Here is a 20,046-nt window from a genome sequence, read left to right as displayed (position 1 = left end):
CATCTTGAGGACTGCGCGGGGACCATGCCATGCTGACCTTCCTCGCGCGCCGCCTCGGCCAGATCATCCCGACGCTGATCTTCGTCTCCATCCTCATCTTCTCGCTGCAGCAACTCCTGCCTGGCGATCCCGCCCTGGTGATGGCCGGCGAGGAGCGCGATCCCGCGGTGATCGAGCAGATCCGCAAGCAGTATCGCCTCGACCAGCCGCTGCCCGTTCAGTACGGCTACTGGATCAAGGGCGTGCTCTCGGGCGATTTCGGCGAGTCGCTGCGCATCAAGATGCCGGTGCGCGATCTCATCCTGCAAAAGCTGCCGGTGACCCTGCAGCTCGCGTCGATGGCGATCGTGATCGCGTTCCTGATCGGCATTCCCGCCGGCATCATTTCCGCCGTGAAGCGCGGGACGGCCTGGGACTATGCCGCAAACCTGTTTGCGCTGTGGGGCATCTCGACGCCGAACTTCTGGCTCGGCATCATGCTGATCTTCCTGTTCTCGATCCAGCTCGGCTGGCTCCCCGCCTCCGGTTACGTCTCGCCCGCCGAGGACTGGCGGGCCAGCCTCGCCGCCACCATCATGCCGGCCTTCGTGCTCGGCAATGCCATCGCCGCGATCCTGATGCGCCACACCCGCAGCGCGATGCTGCAGGTTCTGAGCAGCGACTACATCCGCACCGCGCGCGCCAAGGGCATCTCCGAACGCCAAGTCATCCTCGGCCATGCGCTGCGCAACGCCTTGACGCCGGTCATCACGCTGGGCGCGCTCGAGCTCGGCACGCTGTTGTCCGGCGCGGTGCTGACCGAGCAGATCTTCTCGATCCCCGGCTTCGGCAAGCTGATCGTCGATGCCGTGTTCAATCGCGACTACGCGGTGGTGCAGGGTGTCGTGCTGGTCACCGCCACCGTCTACATCATGCTGAACCTGATCGCCGATCTCGCCTATGTCCTCGTCAACCCGCGGCTGAGGAGCTGACATGGTCGAGACGACGCTGTCAGCTCCGCACGGAGCCCGCGCCCTCGCCCCGCTCGAACGGCCGATGCAGCGCACCCTGCGCCGCCTCGTCAAGCGCAAGGGTGCCATGGTCGGGCTCGGCCTGATCGCGGTCTTCATCCTGCTCGCCGTGCTCGCGCCGCTGGTGGCGCCCTACGATCCCCTCAAGACGAGCTGGGCGCTGGTGCGCAAGGCGCCGTCGGCGGCGCATTGGTTCGGCACCGACGATCTCGGCCGCGACGTATTGGCCCGCGTCATCTACGGCGCGCGGGCCTCGCTGCTGGCCGGAGCGATCTCCGTCGCCATCGCGCTGGCGATCGGCGTCCCGATCGGCATGATCGCAGGCTACCGCGGCGGTTTCCTCGATGCCCTGATCAGCCGCATCACCGACGCGATGCTGGCCTGCCCGTTCCTGATCCTGGCGATCGCGCTGGCGGCGTTCCTGGGGCCGAGCCTCGGCAATGCGATGATCGCGATCGGCGTCTCGGCGACGCCGATCTTCGTCCGGCTGACCCGCGGCGAGGTGATGAGCGTCAAGGTCGAGGAATATGTCGAAGCCGCGCGCAGCGTCGGCGACACCGACCTGCAGATCGCGGTCAGGCACATCCTGCCGAACATCATGCCGGCGCTATTGGTGCAGGCGACCTTGTCGGTCGCCGCCGCCATCATCGCCGAGGCCGCGCTCTCGTTCCTGGGGTTGGGCCAGCAGCCGCCGGCGCCGTCCTGGGGCAGCATGCTCAACGCCGCCCAGCGCTTCCTCACCAACGCGCCGTGGATGGCGATCTGGCCGGGGCTTGCGATCTTCCTCGTCGTGCTGTCGCTCAACCTCCTGGGCGACGGCCTGCGCGACGCGCTCGATCCGCAGCAGGAGGAGTGAGCGAGGTCTCTCCATGCTAGCTCGAATGGCTGAGGATCTCCTGCGATTGTTGACGATCGTCGACATGGGGGCTGGCGTCGTGATCTGGGCGCTGGCGTTTCGCGAGCGGGTCTTGATGGCGAGCCATGCACCGGAATGGCGCGGCTGGTTCACGCTCCGCCGTGTCACTGCCGACGAATATTCCCGCGCCTATCGCGCGCACTTCCATCGGTCATTGCACTACGCCTTCGCGTTTTTCATCATCGGCATCGCCGCTCTGCTGATCCTGCTCGACCATCTGTTCTTTAGGAGGCCGCTGTGCTGAGCGCCGCGGCGGGCGCCGCCGGCCGTGACGCCAGTAAAGGGAGTAAGAGACGGCCCGACAAAAACGGCGACTGCCGATGCAGCCGCCGTTGATGTCGTGAGACCAGAGCGCCCGCTCACGTCGCCTTCAGCGCGTGGTCGGTCTCGGCGTCGAACTGGGCGATCTGCCGGGCGCGCTGCGACTTGGCGGCGGCCTGGTGGTCGGTGGCGATGACGGTGTAGACGGCCGGCAGCACGAACAGCGTGAACAGCGTGCCGATCGACATGCCGGCGACGACGACGAGGCCGATCGAGAAGCGGCTGGCGGCGCCGGCACCGGTCGCGGTCAGCAGCGGGATCAGGCCGGTGACCATCGCCGCCGTGGTCATCAGGATCGGCCGCAGGCGGATGCGCGCGGACGTCTCGATGGCGGTGCGGCGGTCCATCCCCTCGTTGAGCTGCAGCTCGTTGGCGAACTCCACCATCAGGATGCCGTGCTTGGTGATCAGGCCGACCAGCGTCAGCAGGCCGACCTGGGTGTAGATGTTCATGGTCGCGAGGCCGAAGAACAGCGGGATCAAGGCACCGACGATCGCCATGGGCACGCTGATCATGATGACGAACGGATCGCGCAGGCTCTCGAACTGCGCCGCCAGCACCAGGAAGATGATGATCAGCGCGAAGCCGAAGGTGATGGCGAGCTGGTTGCCTTCCTGGACGTATTGACGGGCGTCGGCGAGATAATCGTGGCTGAAGCCGGACGGCAGGTTCTTGGCCTGCTTCTCCAGGAAGTCGACGGCCTGCCCGACCGTGACGCCCGGCATCGGCACGGCGGAGAAGGTCGCCGAGTTGAGCTGGTTGAAATGCGTCAGCGAGTTCGGGTCGGTCGCGGTCTCGATGTTGACCACCGTCGACAGCGGCACCTGCTGGCCGGCGGCGGTCGCGACATAGTAGCCCGACAGCGATTCCGGCGACAGCCGCTTGTCGCGCGGCACCTGCGGGATCACCTGATAGGAGCGGCCTTCGAGGTTGAAGCGGTTGATGTAGTTGCCGCCGAGCAGCACCGCGAGCGTGTTGCCGATCGACTGCATGGTGATGCCGAGATCGCTCGCCTTGCTGCGATTGATCCAGACCTTGACCACCGGCTGGTTGAACTCGAGGTCGCTGTCGGAGACGATGAACATTCCGCTCTTGCGCGCGGCGTCCTTCAGCTTGGCCATCTGCTCATAGACCGCCTGGAAGCCGCTGGTCGAGCTGATCACCATCTGCACCGGCAGACCGCCGGGGCCGCCCGGCAGCGCCGGCAGGTTGAAGGCGAAGGCGTTGATGCCCTCGATCTTCGACAGCTCCGCCTGCACCAGCGGCTTCAGCTTGATCGAGGAGCGCGTGCGCTCGTCCCAGGGCTTGAGCAGCATGCCGGCAAAGCCGCCCTGCGGGCCGAGGATGCCGTTCAGAACGAAGCGAAGGTCGGTCTCGGGGAACTTCGCGAACGCCTTGTCGACCTTGTCGGTGTAGAAGTTGATGTAGTCGATGTTGGCGTATTTCGGCGCCTTGGTGATCGAGAACACGATGCCCTGATCCTCCTCCGGCGCCAGCTCCTTCGAGGTGTGCATGTAGAGGAAGCCGACCAGGCCGAGGATCGTCAGCGCGAACAGCGCGGTCACCGGCCGGTAGTCGAGCGAGCGGTCGAGCCGGCGGCCGTACCAGCGCGTCATCGCGCCGAACACCCGGTTGACGAGGCGCGCGAAGCGGCCCTCATCGGCGCTCTTCAGCAGCACCGAGCACATCATCGGCGACAGCGTCAAAGCAATGACTCCCGACACGATGACGGAGCCGGCGAGCGTGAAGGCGAACTCACGGAACAGCGAGCCGGTCAGACCGCCGAGGAAGCCGATCGGCGCATACACCGCCGCCAGCGTGATCGTCATCGAGATGACCGGACCGACGATCTCGCGCGCGCCCTGCAATGCAGCCTGCACCGGCGCCTTGCCCTCCTCCAGATGGCGGTGGATGTTCTCCACCACGACGATGGCGTCGTCGACGACGAGGCCGATCGCCAGCACCATGGCCAGCAGCGTCAACAGATTGATGCTGAAGCCGAACGCCAGCATCATCGTGCAGACGCCGATCAGCGACAGCGGGATCGTCACCACGGGGATGATGACCGAGCGCAGCGACGCCAGGAACAGGAAGATGACGACGATGACGATCAGGACGGCTTCGCCGAGCGTATGCTCGACCTCGTCGATCGAGGACTGGATGAATTTGGTGGAATCATAGGCCACCTTCATCTTCATCGATGGCGGCAGGTTGCGCTCGAGGTCGGGGAACAGCGCGCGCACACCCTTGACGATGTTGAGCGGGTTGCCCTGCGGCGTCGCGTCGACGCCGATGAAGATCGCGCGCTCGCCGCTGAAGGCGACACTGGCATCGGTGCTCTGCGCCGCGAGCTCGACGGTGGCGATGTCCTCCATGCGGACGAAGCCGCCGTCCTTGGCCTTGACGATCATCCGCTTGAACTGGTTGACGTCGGTCAGGCCGGTATTCGTCGTGATGTTGGAGACGATGAAGTAGCCCTTGGCCTGGCCGGCCGCGGACTGGAAGTTGTTGGCCGCGATCGCCGCCGCGACATCCGTCGGCGACACGTTGCGGCCGGCCATCTTCTCGGGGTTCAGCCAGATCCGCATCGCGAAGGTCTGGCCGCCGAGAATGTTGGCCGCAGCGACGCCGTCGACCGTCGACAGCACCGGCTGCACCACGCGCGTCAGATAGTCCGAGATCGCCGATCCCGACAGCTCCTCGCTGGAGAAGCCGAGATACATCACCGACGTCGTCTGCCCCGTGGTCTTGGTCACGATCGGGTCGTTGGATTCCTTCGGGATGAGGTAGCGGACCGAGTTGACCTTGGCGAGCACCTCGGTGAGCGCCTGGTTCGGATCGAAGTTGAGCTTGATGAAGACCTGGATCGTGCTGGTGCCCTGCACCGAGGACGAGGTGATGTAGTCGACGCCCTCGGCGGACGCGACCGCCTGCTCCAGCGGCGTCGTGATGAAGCCCTGGATGAGGTCGGCGGATGCGCCGGGATAGACGGTCGTGACGTTGACGACCGTGTTGGACAGCTTCGGATATTGCCGGATCGGCAGCTCGAACGCCGCGCGCAGGCCGAGCAGCAGGATGAGCAGGCTGACGACGACCGACAGCACCGGGCGCTTGATGAAGATATCGGTGAAACGCATCGCGGCAATCTCGTCAGCAGGAGGCGGGTGAGGTGCGGGCGGGCCGCCTCATGGAGGCGGCCCGGCATTGGCTCAGAGGCTCGCTCAGTAGCGCGGCGGCTTCGCCGGCACCGGCGGCGGCGGATCGGTCGAGATCGCGACGGCAGCGCCGGACTGGATCTTGAGCTGGCCGACGGCGACGACGCGATCGCCCTCCTTCAGGCCCTTCAGGATCACCGCGCGGCCATTGATGCGATCTCCGGTCTGCACATAGATCCGGTCGGCCGTCAGCGCGGTCTTGCCGTCGTCGGTCTTCTTCTCGTTGATCACGAACACCGAGTCGCCATAGAGCGTGTAGTCGACCGCGGTCTCCAGCACCGTCAGCACCGGCGGCTTCTCCGGCAGCACCACGGTGGCGGTGGCGAACATGCCCGGCTTCAGGATGCGCTCCGGATTGGCGATCGTCGCCTGCACGCGGATGTTGCGGGTGTCGGTCGCGATCTGCGGCTCGATCGTGGTGATCTTGCCTTCGAAGGTCCGGCCCGGATAGGCATCCACGCCGACGCGGACGGTCTGGCCGACCTTCAGCTGAGCGCTGTCCTTCTCGGTCACGGTGAAATTGACCCACAGCTCGGAGAGGTCGGTCAGCGACACGATCTGCGTGCCGGCGCTGAGATACTGGCCGACCTCGACCTTGCGGACGCCGAGATCGCCGTCGAACGGCGCGCGCACCAGCTTCTGCGCGATCAGCGCCTCGGTCTTGGCGATGCCGGCCTGGGCCTGGTCGTAGGCGGCCTGGGCCTGGTCGACGGTCGCCTGCGGCCCGAACTGGCGCGACGCCAGCTGCTTGGCGCGATCGAGCGACAATTGCGCCACGGTCACCTGGGCCTTGTAGTTGGCGAGATCGCCCTGATCCGGCGCGTCATAGAGCTGCACCAGCGGCGCGCCCTGCTTCACCGTGGAGCCCGGGGTGAACATGATGTCGGTGATGCGGCCGCTGACGTCCGAGGTCACGTTGACCTGGTGCACGGCGGCGAGATCGCCGACGGCCGTCAGCAGGTTCGGCACGGTCTCCGGGCTCGCGGTCGCGACGGTGACGCTGATCGGCGGCGGCTTCATGTTGGCGAAGAACTGCGCGATCATCTTGTCGCGGAACATGTTGAACCACACGAGGCCGCCGACCAGCGCCGCGAGCAGGCCGCCGATCACGATGAACCACAGCACCGGGCGGGTGCGCTTGCGCGGCTTGTCGTCGACCGGCTTTCCGGAGAGCTTGGGTTCGGTCGCAATGTTCATGTCATGCACTTTCTGCCGTCGCCGGCCGGGCCGGAGGTTGCGACAATTCGTGATCGAGGTAGCACGCAATAGCGGCGTCGGTCAGTCCGATGCCGCGCAGGATGAATTCGCTGAGCTGGCGCTCCAGGCTCGCCGCAGTTCCATACGGCACACATGGAACGGATGGAAGCCGCGTCAATGCCGCCATCAACACGGTGTGATGCGCGAACCAGAACAGGTCGCGGGGCGCGGCCACTAAGCGCACGGCGTCACCGGAGGCAACGGCTGTCACCAGCGAGTCAACGAACTTGGCGCCGATGAGATCATCGATCTTCGCATACAGCAGCCTTGCGAATTCGCCATCATCGAGATGGCTCGACGCCATCAGCCGCAGCCGCTGCTCTTCTTCCTCATTGGGGCCGTCGGCAATGCCGAGGAAATGCCGGACCATCCCGGCCATCAGCATGACCAGCGTCGCGGTCGAAGGTTCCTGGCTGAGCAGCACCTCGAAATCCGGGTCGGTCTCGCACTCCTCGGTGAGGATCTCCGCATACAGCGCCGCCTTGGAGGGGAAATGCTTGAACAGCAGCGCTTCCGAGATCGCCGCTGCGGCAGCCACGCTCTTGGTCGTGGTGCCGGCATAGCCATGACGCGCGAAGCAGCGCTTGGCTGCACCGAGGATCAGCTGCCTGCGGAGATCGCTTGTCATGCGCAAAGTGGACATCGGCCGTGAGTAAATACTCACTTGATCTATGTCAAGAAAGATGCCGCGGCGCAGCAGGGTTTGGCGGCCAAGTCCCTGAAATCGCTGGCGGGATTTCACCGTCGCCAAAGGCAATTCTATACCTCTGAAAGCGGCGGATCTGCGGCAGGGCGGGCGGTCCGATCCTGCCCTCGGTGCCCGGCGCTGCCGGGTCGCACATTTTCTTCTGCTGCCGACCGTGCGACGGTCGCAGCAACAAACGAGACTCGGACGGGAGGACCATCGATGACCGACGACGCAGCGCTCGCCAGCCAGTTCGATCTCGAGCGCCTGACGCCTGAGTTCTACGCCGATCCCTACCCGACCTACCGCGCGCTGCGCCAGCATGCGCCGGTCAAGCGCCTCCGCAGCGGCTCCTATTTCCTCACCCGCTACGACGATCTCGTCACCGCCTACAAGGCGACGAAGACGTTCTCGTCCGACAAGAAGCGCGAGTTCGCGCCGAAATATGGCGACACGCTGCTCTACGAGCATCACACGACGAGCCTCGTGTTCAACGATCCCCCGGCGCACACGCGGGTGCGCCGCCTGATCATGGGCGCGCTGTCGCCGCGGGCGATCGCCGAGATGGAGCCCGCTCTGATTGCGCTCGTCGATGGGCTCCTGGACCGGATTGCAGCGAAGGACAGATTCGAGCTGATCGAGGATTTCGCCGCGGCGATCCCGATCGAGGTCATCGGCAACCTGCTCGGCGTGCCGCACGAGGAGCGCGGCCCCTTGCGCGACTGGTCGCTTGCCATCCTCGGCGCGCTGGAGCCGGTGCTGACGCGCGAGCAGCTTGCCCGCGGCAACCAGGCGGTCGGCGATTTCCTCGCCTATCTGGAAACGCTGGTCGCACGCCGCCGCGCGGCACCCGGCAATCCGGAGCGCGACGTGCTGACGCGCCTGATCCAGGGCGAGGCCGACGGCGAGCGGCTGAGCGAAAAGGAGCTCCTGCACAATTGCATCTTCCTGCTCAATGCCGGACACGAGACCACCACCAATCTGATCGGCAACGGCCTCGTCCTGCTGTGCCAGCATCCGGCCGAGCGCGAGAGGCTGATCGAGGCCCCCAACCTGATCCGCACCGCCGTCGAGGAAATCCTGCGCTACGAGAGCTCCAACCAGCTCGGCAACCGCATGACCACCGAGCCGGTCACGCTCGGCGACATCACGCTCGAGCCCGGCACCTCCGTTACGCTGTGCATCGGCGCTGCCAACCGCGATCCCGCCCAGTTCGACGATCCCGAACGCTTCGACATCACCCGCCTCGCCAACCGCCACCTCGCCTTCGGCACCGGCGCCCATCAATGCGCAGGGATGGCGCTGGCAAGGCTGGAGGGCGCGGTGGCGATCTCGCGGTTTCTGGCGCGGTTTCCGAACTATCAGCTCGACGGCGCCCCGGTGCGCGGCGGACGGGTGCGGTTTCGGGGATTCATGAACGTGCCTTGCGTGGTCGGCTGAGGCGAGGATCACGTTGTGCGGAGTGACCGGAGCACCTCAGTCTGTGATTTGTAGGGCGGATGAGCGAAGCGTAATCCGCCGCTGACACGGCCGGATGCTGTCGAAAGACCCGCATTTCATCAGCGATATCTCCTCGCCGGTCACAACCAGCGCTCAAGCGACGCCTTGTGACATGCATGTTCACTGCTGCCGGCGCGGCGGATTACGCTTCGCTCATCCGCCCTACGCGCTGCTGTCGGAAAGTCTGACCGGCTACATAAAGAAGGCGATACTCGCCCGCTCCGGCCGACACCCACTCCTCGAAAAAATCTCTTTCTTTTTTTCAGAATTGATGTATACGTTCTCCCGTCCCGCCTCACAAGAGGGGCGCTTCGCGGTCGTCACGAACGTCGAGTGCGGGATGCGGTGGGCGTGTTGGTGCTGCAGCGTGGGTGATCCCTGCGCCGACGAACGGCAGCGATGCGCACGGTCAAGTCGCGTGGTCCTGATACCCCGATGCTGGTATTACGCCTGCGTTGGCGCTCACGCGTCGCGCGGGCAACGGTGGCCAGAAAGCCCGGCGCACCGGGGAGAACGCGAAGCAGCCGTCAAACCATCGCGCGGGGAATGCCGGGTGTTCTCGGCTGAACCTGTGGTTCCTGCCGCCTGCATTTTTTTCGCAGGCGGGCCATGGGTGCGGCCAGCGCCCGGCATTCCCCGTGCCCTCTTCCCAAGGAGGGCACGACGATCAGCAAAGCTCGGACGCGAAAACGCGCCGCGAGATGGGACCTTCATGTCTCACTTCCGTCAGCTTAAGTCTCACCGCCCCGACACAACTCTCACCATCGTCATTGCGAGCGAAGCAATCCAGGGCCGCGCACGCGACTCTGGATTGCTTCGTCGCTTCGCTCCTCGCAATGACGGGGAGACAGACGGGACTCAACGGTCGGGCGGACGATCGAGTAGGTCAGCCCCTGCTCCAGCAGATGCGCTTCGAACGCCAGCTTGGCCTTCTGGAACGCCAGCAGCGGCTTCTGCACGCAGATGGCGGACAGCAGGACGAAGTGACTCACACCAGCACTCCGCGCAGCATCCCGCGCGTTCACATGGGCTTGATAGTCGATCGCCTGGGCATCCGTCGGCTCGGCTTCGACCTCACTCCGCCGCGCGCGGGGTCTTCTCGAGGATCAGCGTGTGGATGCCGCAGGTGCCGCTGTAGAGGCTCATCACCCGCGTGCCCGGCTTGCGGCCGGCGCGCGGCTCGGAGACCTGCAGGCCGGCGGCGAGCAGCCGCGCGCGCGTCGCCTCGATGTCGGCGACACGCCAGCTCAGGCCCCACAGCTTGTCATGGGCCTTGTCGTTGCCGGCGACCGGCCGCTTCACCACCTCGACGATCAGGTCGCCGCAGCGGAAGAACATCAACTGCCCCCATTCCTGATGGCTGCGGTCGAGCGCCATGTCGAGCCCGAGCCGCGCGCCGTAGAGCGCGGCGGCGCGTTCGGGATCCTCGGTCGAGATCACGATATGGTCGAGGCCGAGCACGGCCGTATCGGCGGTCTTGGCGGACGGCGGGCGCGGCTCGGCAAGCTCGAGGAAGAACATGCGCACGCCACGCGTGAGATCGGTCATGGCGCGGGTGCGCTTCCAATGCAGCGTCTGGCCCGAGACGCGATCGGTGTTCTCGACCTCGGTGATCGGGTCCGGCTTCAGCGCCACGCGCTCCAATCTGCGATGCATCTTGGCGATGTCGTTGGTGGCAAAGCAGATGCTGGCGAGCCCCTCGCCCCAGATCTTGATGACGTTGCGGATGCGGTCGGCCGCCACACTCTGGCCCATCGGGGCCATCAGCTCCAGGCTCATATTGTCGAGCGTGAACAGGACGCGGTCGGCGCCCTCGCCCGAATTCTGCCAGGACGGCTTGCGCGCCAGCAGCGTCTCGAAGGCGGCGCTGCCGGCCTGGACGTCCTGCAGCAGGACGACGACGTGGTCGAGCCCGGTGATCACGGAAACAGCCCTCGCGAGTTCTTGGCGGCACGCACCTTCTCCACGCCGATCGCCATCGCCGCGGTCCGGTGGGAGATGCCGTCGACCTTGCCGCGCGTCAGCATGCGCTCGAAGGCACGGTCGAGGATCTGGTACTCCCTGCGCATCACCTCCTCTTCCTCCCAGAACAGCTGCTGCAGATCCTGCACCCATTCGAAATAGCTGACGATGACGCCGCCGGAATTGCAGAGAATGTCGGGAATGAGGAAGATCTCGTTGCGGCGCTGGTCGAGCACCAGATCGGCATCCGGCGTGGTCGGACCATTGGCGGCTTCCGCAATGACGCGGCATTTCAGGTTCGCCGCCACCTTGGCGTCGATCACGCGCTCGACAGCCGCCGGCACGAGGATGTCGCAGGCCAGGGTCAGGATCTCCCGCGGATCGAAGGCGAGCTCGGTGGAGAAGCCGGCAATGCTGCCGTGCCTGGCGGCGTGCGCCATCAAGGCCGGGATGTCGAGACCACGGGGATCATGGAGGGCGCCGGTGTGATCGCTGACCGCAATCACCTTCATGCCCATCTGGTGGAAGCCGAGCGCGGCATAGGAGCCGACATTGCCAAAGCCCTGCACGACCGCGGTGGACTTGGTCGGGTCGATGCCCAGCTCATCCATCACCCGCCTCGACACATGGGCGACGCCGCGGCCGGTCGCCTCGCGGCGACCCAAGGTGCCGCCGGAGAACACCGGCTTGCCGGTCACGATCTCCATCACCGTCTGCCCCTGGTACATGGAATACGTGTCCATGAACCACGCCATCACCTGCTCGTTTGTGCCCATGTCGGGCGCCATCACGTCGGTGTGCGGCCCGACGAACGGGATCATCTCCTGCATGTAGCGGCGGGACAGCGATTCGAGCTCGCGCCGGGACAGCTTGGACAGATCGACGTTGACGCCGCCCTTGGCGCCGCCATAAGGCAACCCGACGAGGGCGCACTTCCAGCTCATCCAGATCGCCAGCGCCGCCACCTCGCCGATGTCGACGGTGGGAGCAAAGCGCGTGCCGCCCTTGGTCGGTCCCATGGTCAGGAGGTGCTGGACCCGGTAGCCTTCATAGACCGCGATCGTGCCGTCATCCTTGTGGATCGGACACGAGACGGTGATCGCCCGCTTCGGCAAGAGAAGCCGGTCCCGCTCGTCGGCTGGGATGCCAAGATGGTCGGCGATCACGTTGAACTGATTGGTCGCCATCTCGAAGACCGGACCCGCATAGACAGTCATATTCCACTCCCGAATCTGCGTTTCTGCAGGCCGGCAACCATAGCGCGACCCGAGCGCCGGCGGCAGGGGCCCACCGGTAGCAGAGGGCCGATCTCAACCACCATGGTGACGATTTGACGAAGAATTTCAGCGTTGATCCGCTTTGACCGCTTGCTAATCTGCGGCGCCGGGGCCGCAATCACCCCTTAGTGAGACAGAAATGGCAATGCAGGCCCTCTTCATCGGACAGACCTACATCGACGTGACGTTCATCACCGACCACATGCCGACGGGGGACGAGAAGCACGTGGCCTCCGACTATGCCGTCTCGTTCGGCGGCAATGCGGTGACTGCGGCATTTTGCTGCGCCAAGCTCGGCATCGTGCCCGACCTGATCGCCACCGTTGCGAATGACTGGCTCGGGCGGATGTTCCAGGACATGACCGCGAAATACGGCATCTCCGTCCACCCCCGGAAGGTCAATGCCTCCTCGCTGTCCTTCATCATGCCGAAGGACGGCAAGCGCGCGATCGTGCGTTGCCGCGACGATGCGCATATCCACCCGTTCCCGCTGCTCAATCTCGGCAATTGCCGGGCGCTGCATGTCGACGGCCACCAGCCCGACGCCGCGTTGCATTATGCCAAGCTGTGCCGCGAGGCCGGCGTCCTGACCTCGCTGGACGGCGGCGGCCTGCGCACCAACACCCATGAGCTCCTGGAATATATCGACGTCGCGATCGTGGCCGAGCGGCTGTGCGAGCAGATGGACCTCACGCCGGAGAAGATGCTCGACTACCTGAAGAGCCGCGGCTGCCGCATCGGCGGCGTCACCCAAGGCGAAAAGGGCCTGCTCTGGTATGACGAGGTCGGCGCCGTGCATACGCTGCCGGCCTATCCGATCCCGCGCGAACGCGTGATCGACACCAACGGCGCCGGCGACGTCTTCCACGGCGCCTATGTGTATTCGTACCTCGCCAATCCGGCGAAGGGCTGGAAGGAGCATTTCGAGTTCGCGCGCGCGGCCTCGACGTTCAAGATCCAGAAGCTCGGCAACGAGGCCGGCCTGCCGACCCTCGCCGACATCGAGCTGGTCAGGCAGGAATTCGAGGCGCGCGTCTAGCGGTTGTGGGGAGCAAGCGGATGGGGCGGATCGTCGTCGCCGGCAGCATCAACATGGATGTGGTGGCGGCGGCCGAGCGCCATCCGCGCATCGGCGAGACCGTCGCCGGCCGGTCGGTGATGTATTTTCCCGGCGGGAAGGGAGCGAACCAGGCGGTCGCCGCAGCCAAGCTCGGCGCGCCGACGGCGCTGATCGGCCGGCTCGGTCGCGACGCCTTCGGCGAGCAGTTGCGCGCATTTCTCACGGCTCAGGGCATCGATCTCACTGCCGTGAAGGACAGCGCCAGCGCGTCGACCGGCACCGCGATCATCACGCTGGCCAAGGCCGACAACACGATCGTGGTGATATCAGGCGCCAACGCCGAGGTCAGCGCCGACGATGTGGCACAGGTGTCTCTTGGCTCGGGAGACGTGGCCGTCAGCCAGTTCGAAATTCCGCAGGCGACGATTATAGCGTTCTTCCAGCGTGCCAAATCGGCCGGCGCCACCACGATCCTCAACCCCGCCCCGGCGAGCGCCTTCGACAGCACGCTGTTCGCGCTGGTCGATGTGCTCGTGCTGAACGAAACCGAGCTCAGTTTCCTGGCCGGGATCGAACTCGGCAACGCGCCGACGCCGCAGCAGGTGAATGAGGCGGTTCGCGCGCTCGAGCCTCGCGACGACCAGACGGTCTGCGTCACGCTCGGCGCGCGTGGCGCGGTCGCGGTTTCTGGCGCCGAGGCCCGGCTGGTCGAAGGCCGCGCGGTCAAGGCCGTCGACACCACCGGCGCCGGCGACTGCTTCGTCGGCGCGCTCGCCGCGCGGCTGTCGCAGGGCGCGGCGATCGCGGATGCGATCGGCTATGCCAACATCGCCGCATCGATCTCGGTGCAGCGGATGGGTGCCGGCCCTTCGATGCCGACCGCAGAGGAGGTGCGCGCGCTGCTCTAAGCGAGAGCGCTCTTCAGATCGAAGCTGGGATCAGCGGCTTTGGCTGCATCCAAGGTGCCGCCTGCAGCAAGCAACTTGCGGCCGAACATATGGTCGCCGGCACGGTTGACGGACTCGATGCCGACCAGCCTGCCCTCCTTGTAACAGAATGCGGAGAATGCCTTTTGCGTGGGATCACCGCGCAGCACGACCTGGTCATAGCCGGTGGTGAGCCCCGCGATCTGGAGCTTGTCATTGCCCTGGTCGCTCCAGAACCACGGCTGTCCGTCATAGGGCTTGACGTCGCCCGTCAGCCGCGCCGCGACGCAGCGGGCGTGATCGGTGGCGTTCTGCACCGACTCCAGCCGCAGCGTGCCGCCGAAGCGCTGGCTGACGAACAGGGCGCAGTCGCCGATGGCCGAGATGTGCGGATCGCTGGTGAGCAGATATTCGTCGACAACGATGCCGGAGACGGCCTGCAATCCAGCCTCGGCGGCGAGCTCGACATTCGGCAGCACGCCGACGCCGACCACGATCAGGTCAGCGGGGATGTGCCGACCATCGCTGAGGCTGACGCCGGTGACGTTGTTGCCGTCGGCCTCGATGCTGGTGGCCTGCACGCCGAGATGGATGCGCACGCCGGCTTCCGCATGCTGCTTCTGGAAGTAGTCCGAGATCTCGGCGGTCACGGCCCGCGCCATCACCCGCGCGCCGAGCTCGAGCACGTCGACCTCGAGCCCTTTGATGCGTGCGGTGGCCGCGAATTCGAGGCCGATGAAGCCGGCGCCGATCACGACGACCCGCTTGGCATCGCCCAGCAAGGTCCTGAGCGCTTCGCTGTCATCGAGGATGCGCAAGTAACGGACCGCCGGGAGGCTGGCATTTGGAATGTCGAGCAGGCGGTTGCGCGCACCGGTCGCGAACACGAGGTGCCCATAGTCGAGCGTCCTGCCGGAGGCGAGCAACACCTTGCGCTGATCGCGCTGAACAGAGACGGCACGATCATAGACGAGATCGATGGTCTGGTCCGCGTAGAACTTCTGCGGACGAAACATCAAGGTTTCGGGACCGCCGGTGCCCTTCAGATACGCCTTCGACAGCGGCGGGCGCTGATACGGCAGATGCGGCTCGTCGTTGATCAGGTGAATGGGATCGGCAAAGCCTGCCTGACGCAGCGAGGTCGCGAGCTGGAAACCCGCATGCCCCGCACCCACGATCACAACCGGTCCCTTCGTCACTGCGTCCTGCCCCATTCTGTCCATATCCCGTGTTTGCACGCCTTGTCTGCTGCGGGTTTACCTCCCGTCATGCCAGCCGAGCCGGGTTGTCGCAGACTTCCCCGGCATTGTCACCGGCCTGCTGTGCGCTTTAAATGCGGCAACGACCATGCAAGGGAGGATTGAATGTCGGACGCAGCCGCGGACCCCGCTCGCCTGAGCATTGACGGCCCGATCGCGACCATCACGCTGGACCGACCGGCAGCGTTCAACGCCATCAACCTCGCCATCGCGCAGCGCCTGGAACAGCTCGCGGCGCAGGTCGAGGCGGACCCGACCATCCGGGTGCTCGTCCTCAAGGGCGAAGGCCGCGCCTTCTGCGCCGGCGGCGACCTGCAGACGATCGGCGCTGCCGCCGAGGCCGACACCATCACGCCTGTCGTGAGCGAGCTGCTGCACCACTACCACGCCTTCATCGCGAGCCTGCGGCGCATGCCCAAGATCGTGCTCGCCAGCGTGCACGGCTCCGCCGCCGGTGCAGGAATGTCGCTGGCCTTCGCCGCCGATCTCTGCATTGCGGCCGAGGATGCGCGCTTCACGCCGGCCTATGCCAAGCTCGGCGTCTCGCCCGACGGCGGCGGCACGGTCGGTGTCGTTGCGACCGTCGGTGTGCGGCGCGCGCTGCAGATATTCCTGGCCGAGGACAACTTCACGGCGGCGCAGGCTTACGAATGGGGACTGGTCGCGAAAATCGTCCCGGCCTCCGAGCTCGTCGCAGCTACCGACTCGCTGGCTGCGCGGCTGGCGCAGAATGTGCCGGCGGGGATCGCGGCGACCAAGGCGCTGATCCACCGCGCGCCGACCAGCTCGGTCGAAGACCAGCTCGCCGCCGAGCGCGACGCAATCATCAACTGCATGCACACGGATGAATTCCGCGCCGCTGTGAAGCGGTTCACCAGCAAAGGAAAGTAGGACTGCGCTCACCCCTTCCCTTTCCGGCGCATGAAGTCGAAATCGCAGCCGTCGTCGGCCTGCAGGATCGTCTCATGAAAGAGGTGCGCATAGCCGCGCTCCGCCCATTCCGGCGTCGGGGCTTGCTTCAGCGCAGCTCGGCGCCGGTCCAGCTCGGCGTCGTCGACCAGCAGGTCAATGCTGCGCTTGGCGACGTCGAGCCGGATCATGTCGCCGGTCCGGACCAGCGCCAGCGGCCCGCCGACGGCGGACTCCGGCGTGATGTGAAGGACGATGGTGCCAAAGGCGGTGCCGCTCATGCGCGCATCGGAGATGCGCACCATGTCCTTGGTGCCGCCGCGCGCGAGCTTCTTCGGGATCGGCAGATAGCCGGCCTCCGGCATGCCCGGCGCGCCTTTGGGGCCGGCATTGCGCAGCACCAGCACGTCATCGGCCGACACATCGAGAGCGGGATCATCGACCCGCAGGGTCATGTCCTCCACCGACTCGAACACGACGGCGCGCCCGGTATGCTGCAGCAGCTTGGGGCTCGCTGCCGAATGCTTGATGACGGCGCCGCGCGGCGCCAGGTTGCCGCGCAGCACCGCGAGCCCGCCCTCCGGCTTGATCGCGTCGTCGCGCGAGCGGATCACGTCCTGCCCCGGCACGTCCTCGGCGGCGGCCACGATGTCGCGCAGCGGTTGGCCGGTGATCGAGCGGCAATCGAGATCGATGAGATCACCGAGCTGCTTCATCAGCTTCGGCACGCCGCCGGCGTGGTGGAAATGCTCCATGTAGTGATCGCCGGATGGCTTGAGATCGACCAGCACCGGCACCTCGCGGCCGATGTGGTCGAATACATCGAGATCGATTGTGTGCGGGGTCCGGCCAGCGATCGCGGTGAGATGCACCAGGCCATTGGTAGAGCCGCCGATTGCCTGCAGCACCACCTGCGCATTCTTGAAAGCGGACGGCGTCAGCAGCTCGCTCGGTTTCGGCCCCTTGGCCTTGGCCATCTCGGCCGCGATGCGTCCGCTGGCTTCGGCCGAGCGGAAGCGCTCGGCGTGCGGCGCCGGAATCGTTGCGCTCATCGGCAGCGACAATCCGAGTGCCTCGGTGATGCAGGCCATCGTCGAGGCCGTTCCCATCACCATGCAGGTGCCGACCGACGGCGCCAGCCGGCCGTTGACCGCCTCGATCTCGCTGTCGTCCATCTCGCCGGCGCGATACTTCGCCCACAGCCTGCGGCAATCGGTGCAGGCGCCGAGCACCTCGCCCTTGTGATGACCGACCACCATCGGACCAACGGGGATGACCACCGTCGGCAGGTCGGCCGACACCGCCGCCATGATCTGCGCCGGCAAGGTCTTGTCGCAGCCGCCGATGACGACAACCGCATCCATCGGCTGGGCACGGATCATCTCCTCGGTTTCCATCGCCATCAGGTTGCGCAGATACATCGAGGTCGGATGCGCGAAGCTCTCGGCGATCGAGATCGTCGGAAACACGAACGGCATCGCGCCGGACAGCATGACCCCGCGCTTCACCGCTTCTAGGATCTGCGGCACGTTGCCATGGCAGGGATTGTAGTCGCTGTAGGTGTTGGTGATGCCGACGATCGGCCGGTCGAGCGCGTCGTCCGAATAGCCGGCGGCCTTGATGAAGGCCTTGCGCAGGAACAGCGAGAAGCCGGCATCGCCGTAGGCAGTCAGTCCCTTGCGCAGGCCATCGGTCATGGTCTTCTCTTCTTTCATTCTCAACGTCATTCCGGGGCGCGCGAAGCGCGAACCAGGAATCCAGAAGTTGTCTTGCGCTCTCACATCGAGATTCCGGGTTCGCGTCCTGCGGACGCGCCCCGGAATGACGACGCCCAATTACCCCCAGTCGATGATCCGGCTGGTGTCGCCATCGAACTCGGTGCTACAGAAAGCGCCGCCCTGGAAGTAGTCGCCGATCGGATCGGCGGGCAGCTTGGCTTGCTCCGCAAAAGCATGCTCGCGGAAATCCTCGGCGCGGCCGGTCGGGCGATAGCCGAGATCGTAGGCGCGCTGATTGTCCCACCAGGCGCGCTCGTTCAACGAGGCGCCATAGAGCACATCGAAATGAATGTCCGGATGCTCGAGGCCGATGCGGCAGAGCTGGACCAGATCCTCCGGCTTCAGCCAGATCGACAGCCGGCGCCGGTCGAGCGGCTTGTCGCCGAAATTGCCGATGCGGATGCACGTCACCTTCAGCCCGTGCTTGTCGGCATAGAGCGAGCCGAGCGCTTCGCCGAACACCTTGCTGACGCCGTAGCGGCCGTCGGGACGCGGTTGCACGTCGTTGTCGATCTTGCGATGGCGCGGATAGAAACCAACCGCGTGGTTTGACGACGCGAACACCACGCGCTTGACGCCCTTGCGGCGAGCCGCCTCGAACAGGTTGTAGCTGCCGATGATGTTGGCCTGCAGGATGTCATTCCATGGACCTTCGACCGAATAGCCGCCGAAATGGATGATGCCGTCGATGCCATCGCACAGTGCTTCGACCTGGGAGAGGTCGGCAAGATCGGCCGCCTTGAACGTCTCCTGGCTGGAGAGATCGGCAGGCGGTCGGAGATCGCTGAGCAGAAGGTCCGGATAGATCGGCGGGAGCAGCTTCCGCAAGGAAGTGCCGATTCCACCGCTCGCTCCGGTCATCAAGATACGTGGCATTTCATCCCTCGTGTTCGGCCCGCAGGTTTGCGGTCATTGCTTGCGGATGATAGCAGAGATCGTAACGGTGCAATAACAGGACCGGCCAGATGTCCGACGGAAACGCTCACGCCCAGGGTTTTCGCCCTGCCACCTTCTATCCCGATCCGGCGATCCAGACGCTCGATCCGCGCTTCGAGAAATACTGGCTCAAACTGTCGGCCGTCGAGCGGCTGGCGACGGGCCTGCGCTGGGCCGAAGGGCCGGTGTGGTTCGGCGACGGCCGCTATCTCTTGTGCAGCGACATTCCCAACCAGCGCATCCTCAAATGGGAGGAGGAGACCGGGGCTGTCTCGGTGTTCCGCAAGCCCTCCAACTTCGCCAACGGCAACACCCGCGACCGGCAGGGCCGGCTGGTCACCTGCGAGCATGGCGGCCGCCGCGTCACCCGCACCGAATATGACGGCTCGATCACGGTGCTGATCGACAGCTTCGACGGCAAGCGGTTGAATTCGCCGAACGACGTCGTGGTCAAATCCGACGGCTCGATCTGGTTCACCGATCCGACCTTCGGACTGCTCGGCAACTACGAGGGCTACAAAGCCGAGCCCGAGATCGACGCCAACGTGTACCGGATCGACGGCACCACCGGCCGGGCGACCATCGTCGCCGAGGGCGTGCTGGGACCGAACGGGCTGTGCTTCTCGCCCGACGAGAGCATCCTCTACGTCGTCGAATCCCGCGGCGCGCCGACCCGCAAGATCCTCGCCTACGACGTCTCCGGCGACGGTACCAACCTTACCAACAAGCGCATCCACATCGATGCCGGCCCGGGCACGCCGGACGGCATGCGCTGCGACATCGACGGCAATCTCTGGTGCGGCTGGGGCATGGGCACGCCCGAGCTCGACGGCGTCATGGTGTTCGCGCCCGACGGCGCGCCGATTGGCCGCATCGCTCTGCCCGAGCGCTGCGCCAATCTCTGCTTCGGCGGGCTGAAGCGCAACCGGCTGTTCATGGCCGCCAGCCAGTCGATCTACGCGCTCTACGTGAATACGCAAGGCGCGCTGGGGGGATGATCCCCACCAGCTCTGTTGTTGGCGTGAATGGTGGGCA

General features: G+C 65.7%; 16 protein-coding genes and 1 pseudogene. 8 read left to right on the top strand and 9 right to left on the bottom strand.

The window, feature by feature from the left end:
- Window positions 1–29: 29 nt before the first annotated feature.
- The 3 genes from QX126_RS04575 (at window position 30) to QX126_RS04565 (ending at window position 2,170) form a co-directional block, all read left to right on the top strand.
- On the top strand, window positions 30–971 hold the full coding sequence (locus QX126_RS04575; protein WP_315776419.1) for an ABC transporter permease: 942 nt from the start codon (window positions 30–32) through the stop codon (window positions 969–971).
- Between the two features lie 64 nt (window positions 972–1,035).
- Window positions 1,036–1,866 (top strand): ABC transporter permease, encoded by an 831-nt coding sequence (locus QX126_RS04570; protein ID WP_315779863.1) that lies wholly within the window; start codon window positions 1,036–1,038, stop codon window positions 1,864–1,866.
- Between the two features lie 25 nt (window positions 1,867–1,891).
- Window positions 1,892–2,170 (top strand): hypothetical protein, encoded by a 279-nt coding sequence (locus QX126_RS04565; RefSeq protein ID WP_315779555.1) that lies wholly within the window; start codon window positions 1,892–1,894, stop codon window positions 2,168–2,170.
- Window positions 2,171–2,285: 115 nt separating this feature from the next.
- Here the strand turns inward: QX126_RS04565 and QX126_RS04560 are convergent, their stop codons facing one another.
- The 3 genes from QX126_RS04560 to QX126_RS04550 form a co-directional block, all read right to left on the bottom strand.
- A complete protein-coding gene (locus QX126_RS04560) occupies window positions 2,286–5,384 on the bottom strand; it encodes a MexW/MexI family multidrug efflux RND transporter permease subunit (protein WP_315737193.1) in 3,099 nt (1,032 codons plus the stop codon).
- Window positions 5,385–5,468: 84 nt separating this feature from the next.
- Window positions 5,469–6,659: an efflux RND transporter periplasmic adaptor subunit gene (locus QX126_RS04555; protein WP_315779552.1), complete on the bottom strand. Its 1,191-nt coding sequence runs from the start codon at window positions 6,657–6,659 to the stop codon at window positions 5,469–5,471.
- Window position 6,660: 1 nt separating this feature from the next.
- Complete coding sequence (locus tag QX126_RS04550) at window positions 6,661–7,347, bottom strand: helix-turn-helix domain-containing protein (RefSeq protein ID WP_315757819.1); 687 nt, start codon at window positions 7,345–7,347, stop codon at window positions 6,661–6,663.
- A 279-nt stretch (window positions 7,348–7,626) separates the two neighbouring features.
- On the opposite strand from QX126_RS04550, the gene QX126_RS04545 reads away from it, so the two are divergent.
- The gene (locus QX126_RS04545; RefSeq protein WP_315779550.1) at window positions 7,627–8,844 is read left to right on the top strand and encodes a cytochrome P450; all 1,218 of its coding nucleotides are present in this window, start codon (window positions 7,627–7,629) and stop codon (window positions 8,842–8,844) included.
- 923 nt (window positions 8,845–9,767) lie between these two features.
- Here the strand turns inward: QX126_RS04545 and QX126_RS04540 are convergent.
- From QX126_RS04540 to QX126_RS04530, 3 genes and pseudogenes are all read right to left on the bottom strand, one after another.
- Window positions 9,768–9,965: pseudogene (locus tag QX126_RS04540) on the bottom strand (NAD(P)H-binding protein); the annotation flags it as partial.
- A gap of 13 nt (window positions 9,966–9,978) precedes the next feature.
- Window positions 9,979–10,827 (bottom strand): VOC family protein, encoded by an 849-nt coding sequence (locus QX126_RS04535; RefSeq protein WP_315779548.1) that lies wholly within the window; start codon window positions 10,825–10,827, stop codon window positions 9,979–9,981.
- Window positions 10,824–12,083 carry a Glu/Leu/Phe/Val dehydrogenase gene (locus QX126_RS04530; RefSeq protein WP_315758540.1) on the bottom strand — a complete coding sequence of 420 codons (1,260 nt, stop codon included), beginning with the start codon at window positions 12,081–12,083 and terminating at the stop codon, window positions 10,824–10,826. Before QX126_RS04530 ends, QX126_RS04535 begins: the two co-directional genes overlap by 4 nt.
- A 205-nt stretch (window positions 12,084–12,288) precedes the next feature.
- Between QX126_RS04530 and QX126_RS04525 the strand changes: the two genes are divergently transcribed.
- Together QX126_RS04525 and rbsK are read left to right on the top strand one after the other, a co-directional pair.
- The gene (locus QX126_RS04525; RefSeq protein WP_315779861.1) at window positions 12,289–13,182 is read left to right on the top strand and encodes a sugar kinase; all 894 of its coding nucleotides are present in this window, start codon (window positions 12,289–12,291) and stop codon (window positions 13,180–13,182) included.
- 20 nt (window positions 13,183–13,202) lie between these two features.
- Window positions 13,203–14,111, top strand: a complete 909-nt coding sequence (gene rbsK, locus QX126_RS04520) for a ribokinase (RefSeq protein ID WP_315779547.1) — start codon at window positions 13,203–13,205, stop codon at window positions 14,109–14,111.
- Here rbsK and QX126_RS04515 read toward each other — a convergent pair.
- Window positions 14,108–15,343: an NAD(P)/FAD-dependent oxidoreductase gene (locus QX126_RS04515; RefSeq protein WP_315779545.1), complete on the bottom strand. Its 1,236-nt coding sequence runs from the start codon at window positions 15,341–15,343 to the stop codon at window positions 14,108–14,110. The genes rbsK and QX126_RS04515 overlap by 4 nt on opposite strands.
- 150 nt (window positions 15,344–15,493) lie before the next feature.
- Between QX126_RS04515 and QX126_RS04510 the strand changes: the two genes are divergently transcribed.
- On the top strand, window positions 15,494–16,279 hold the full coding sequence (locus QX126_RS04510) for an enoyl-CoA hydratase/isomerase family protein (RefSeq protein ID WP_315779543.1): 786 nt from the start codon (window positions 15,494–15,496) through the stop codon (window positions 16,277–16,279).
- Window positions 16,280–16,287: 8 nt separating this feature from the next.
- Here QX126_RS04510 and QX126_RS04505 read toward each other — a convergent pair whose 3' ends face one another.
- Window positions 16,288–17,994 carry an IlvD/Edd family dehydratase gene (locus QX126_RS04505; RefSeq protein WP_315779859.1) on the bottom strand — a complete coding sequence of 569 codons (1,707 nt, stop codon included), beginning with the start codon at window positions 17,992–17,994 and terminating at the stop codon, window positions 16,288–16,290.
- Between the two features lie 138 nt (window positions 17,995–18,132).
- Window positions 18,133–18,951, bottom strand: coding sequence for an NAD(P)-dependent oxidoreductase (locus QX126_RS04500; protein ID WP_315779542.1), 819 nt, complete (start codon window positions 18,949–18,951; stop codon window positions 18,133–18,135).
- A gap of 89 nt (window positions 18,952–19,040) precedes the next feature.
- Between QX126_RS04500 and QX126_RS04495 the strand changes: the two genes are divergently transcribed.
- Window positions 19,041–20,009 (top strand): SMP-30/gluconolactonase/LRE family protein, encoded by a 969-nt coding sequence (locus QX126_RS04495; RefSeq protein WP_315779540.1) that lies wholly within the window; start codon window positions 19,041–19,043, stop codon window positions 20,007–20,009.
- The last annotated feature ends 37 nt before the right edge of the window (window positions 20,010–20,046 follow it).

The sequence above is a fragment of the Bradyrhizobium sp. SZCCHNPS1003 genome, assembly GCF_032381555.1.
Classification (GTDB): domain Bacteria; phylum Pseudomonadota; class Alphaproteobacteria; order Rhizobiales; family Xanthobacteraceae; genus Bradyrhizobium.
Note: the sequence above shows the minus strand (reverse complement) of the source record. Positions and strands in the feature narration are given on the sequence as shown.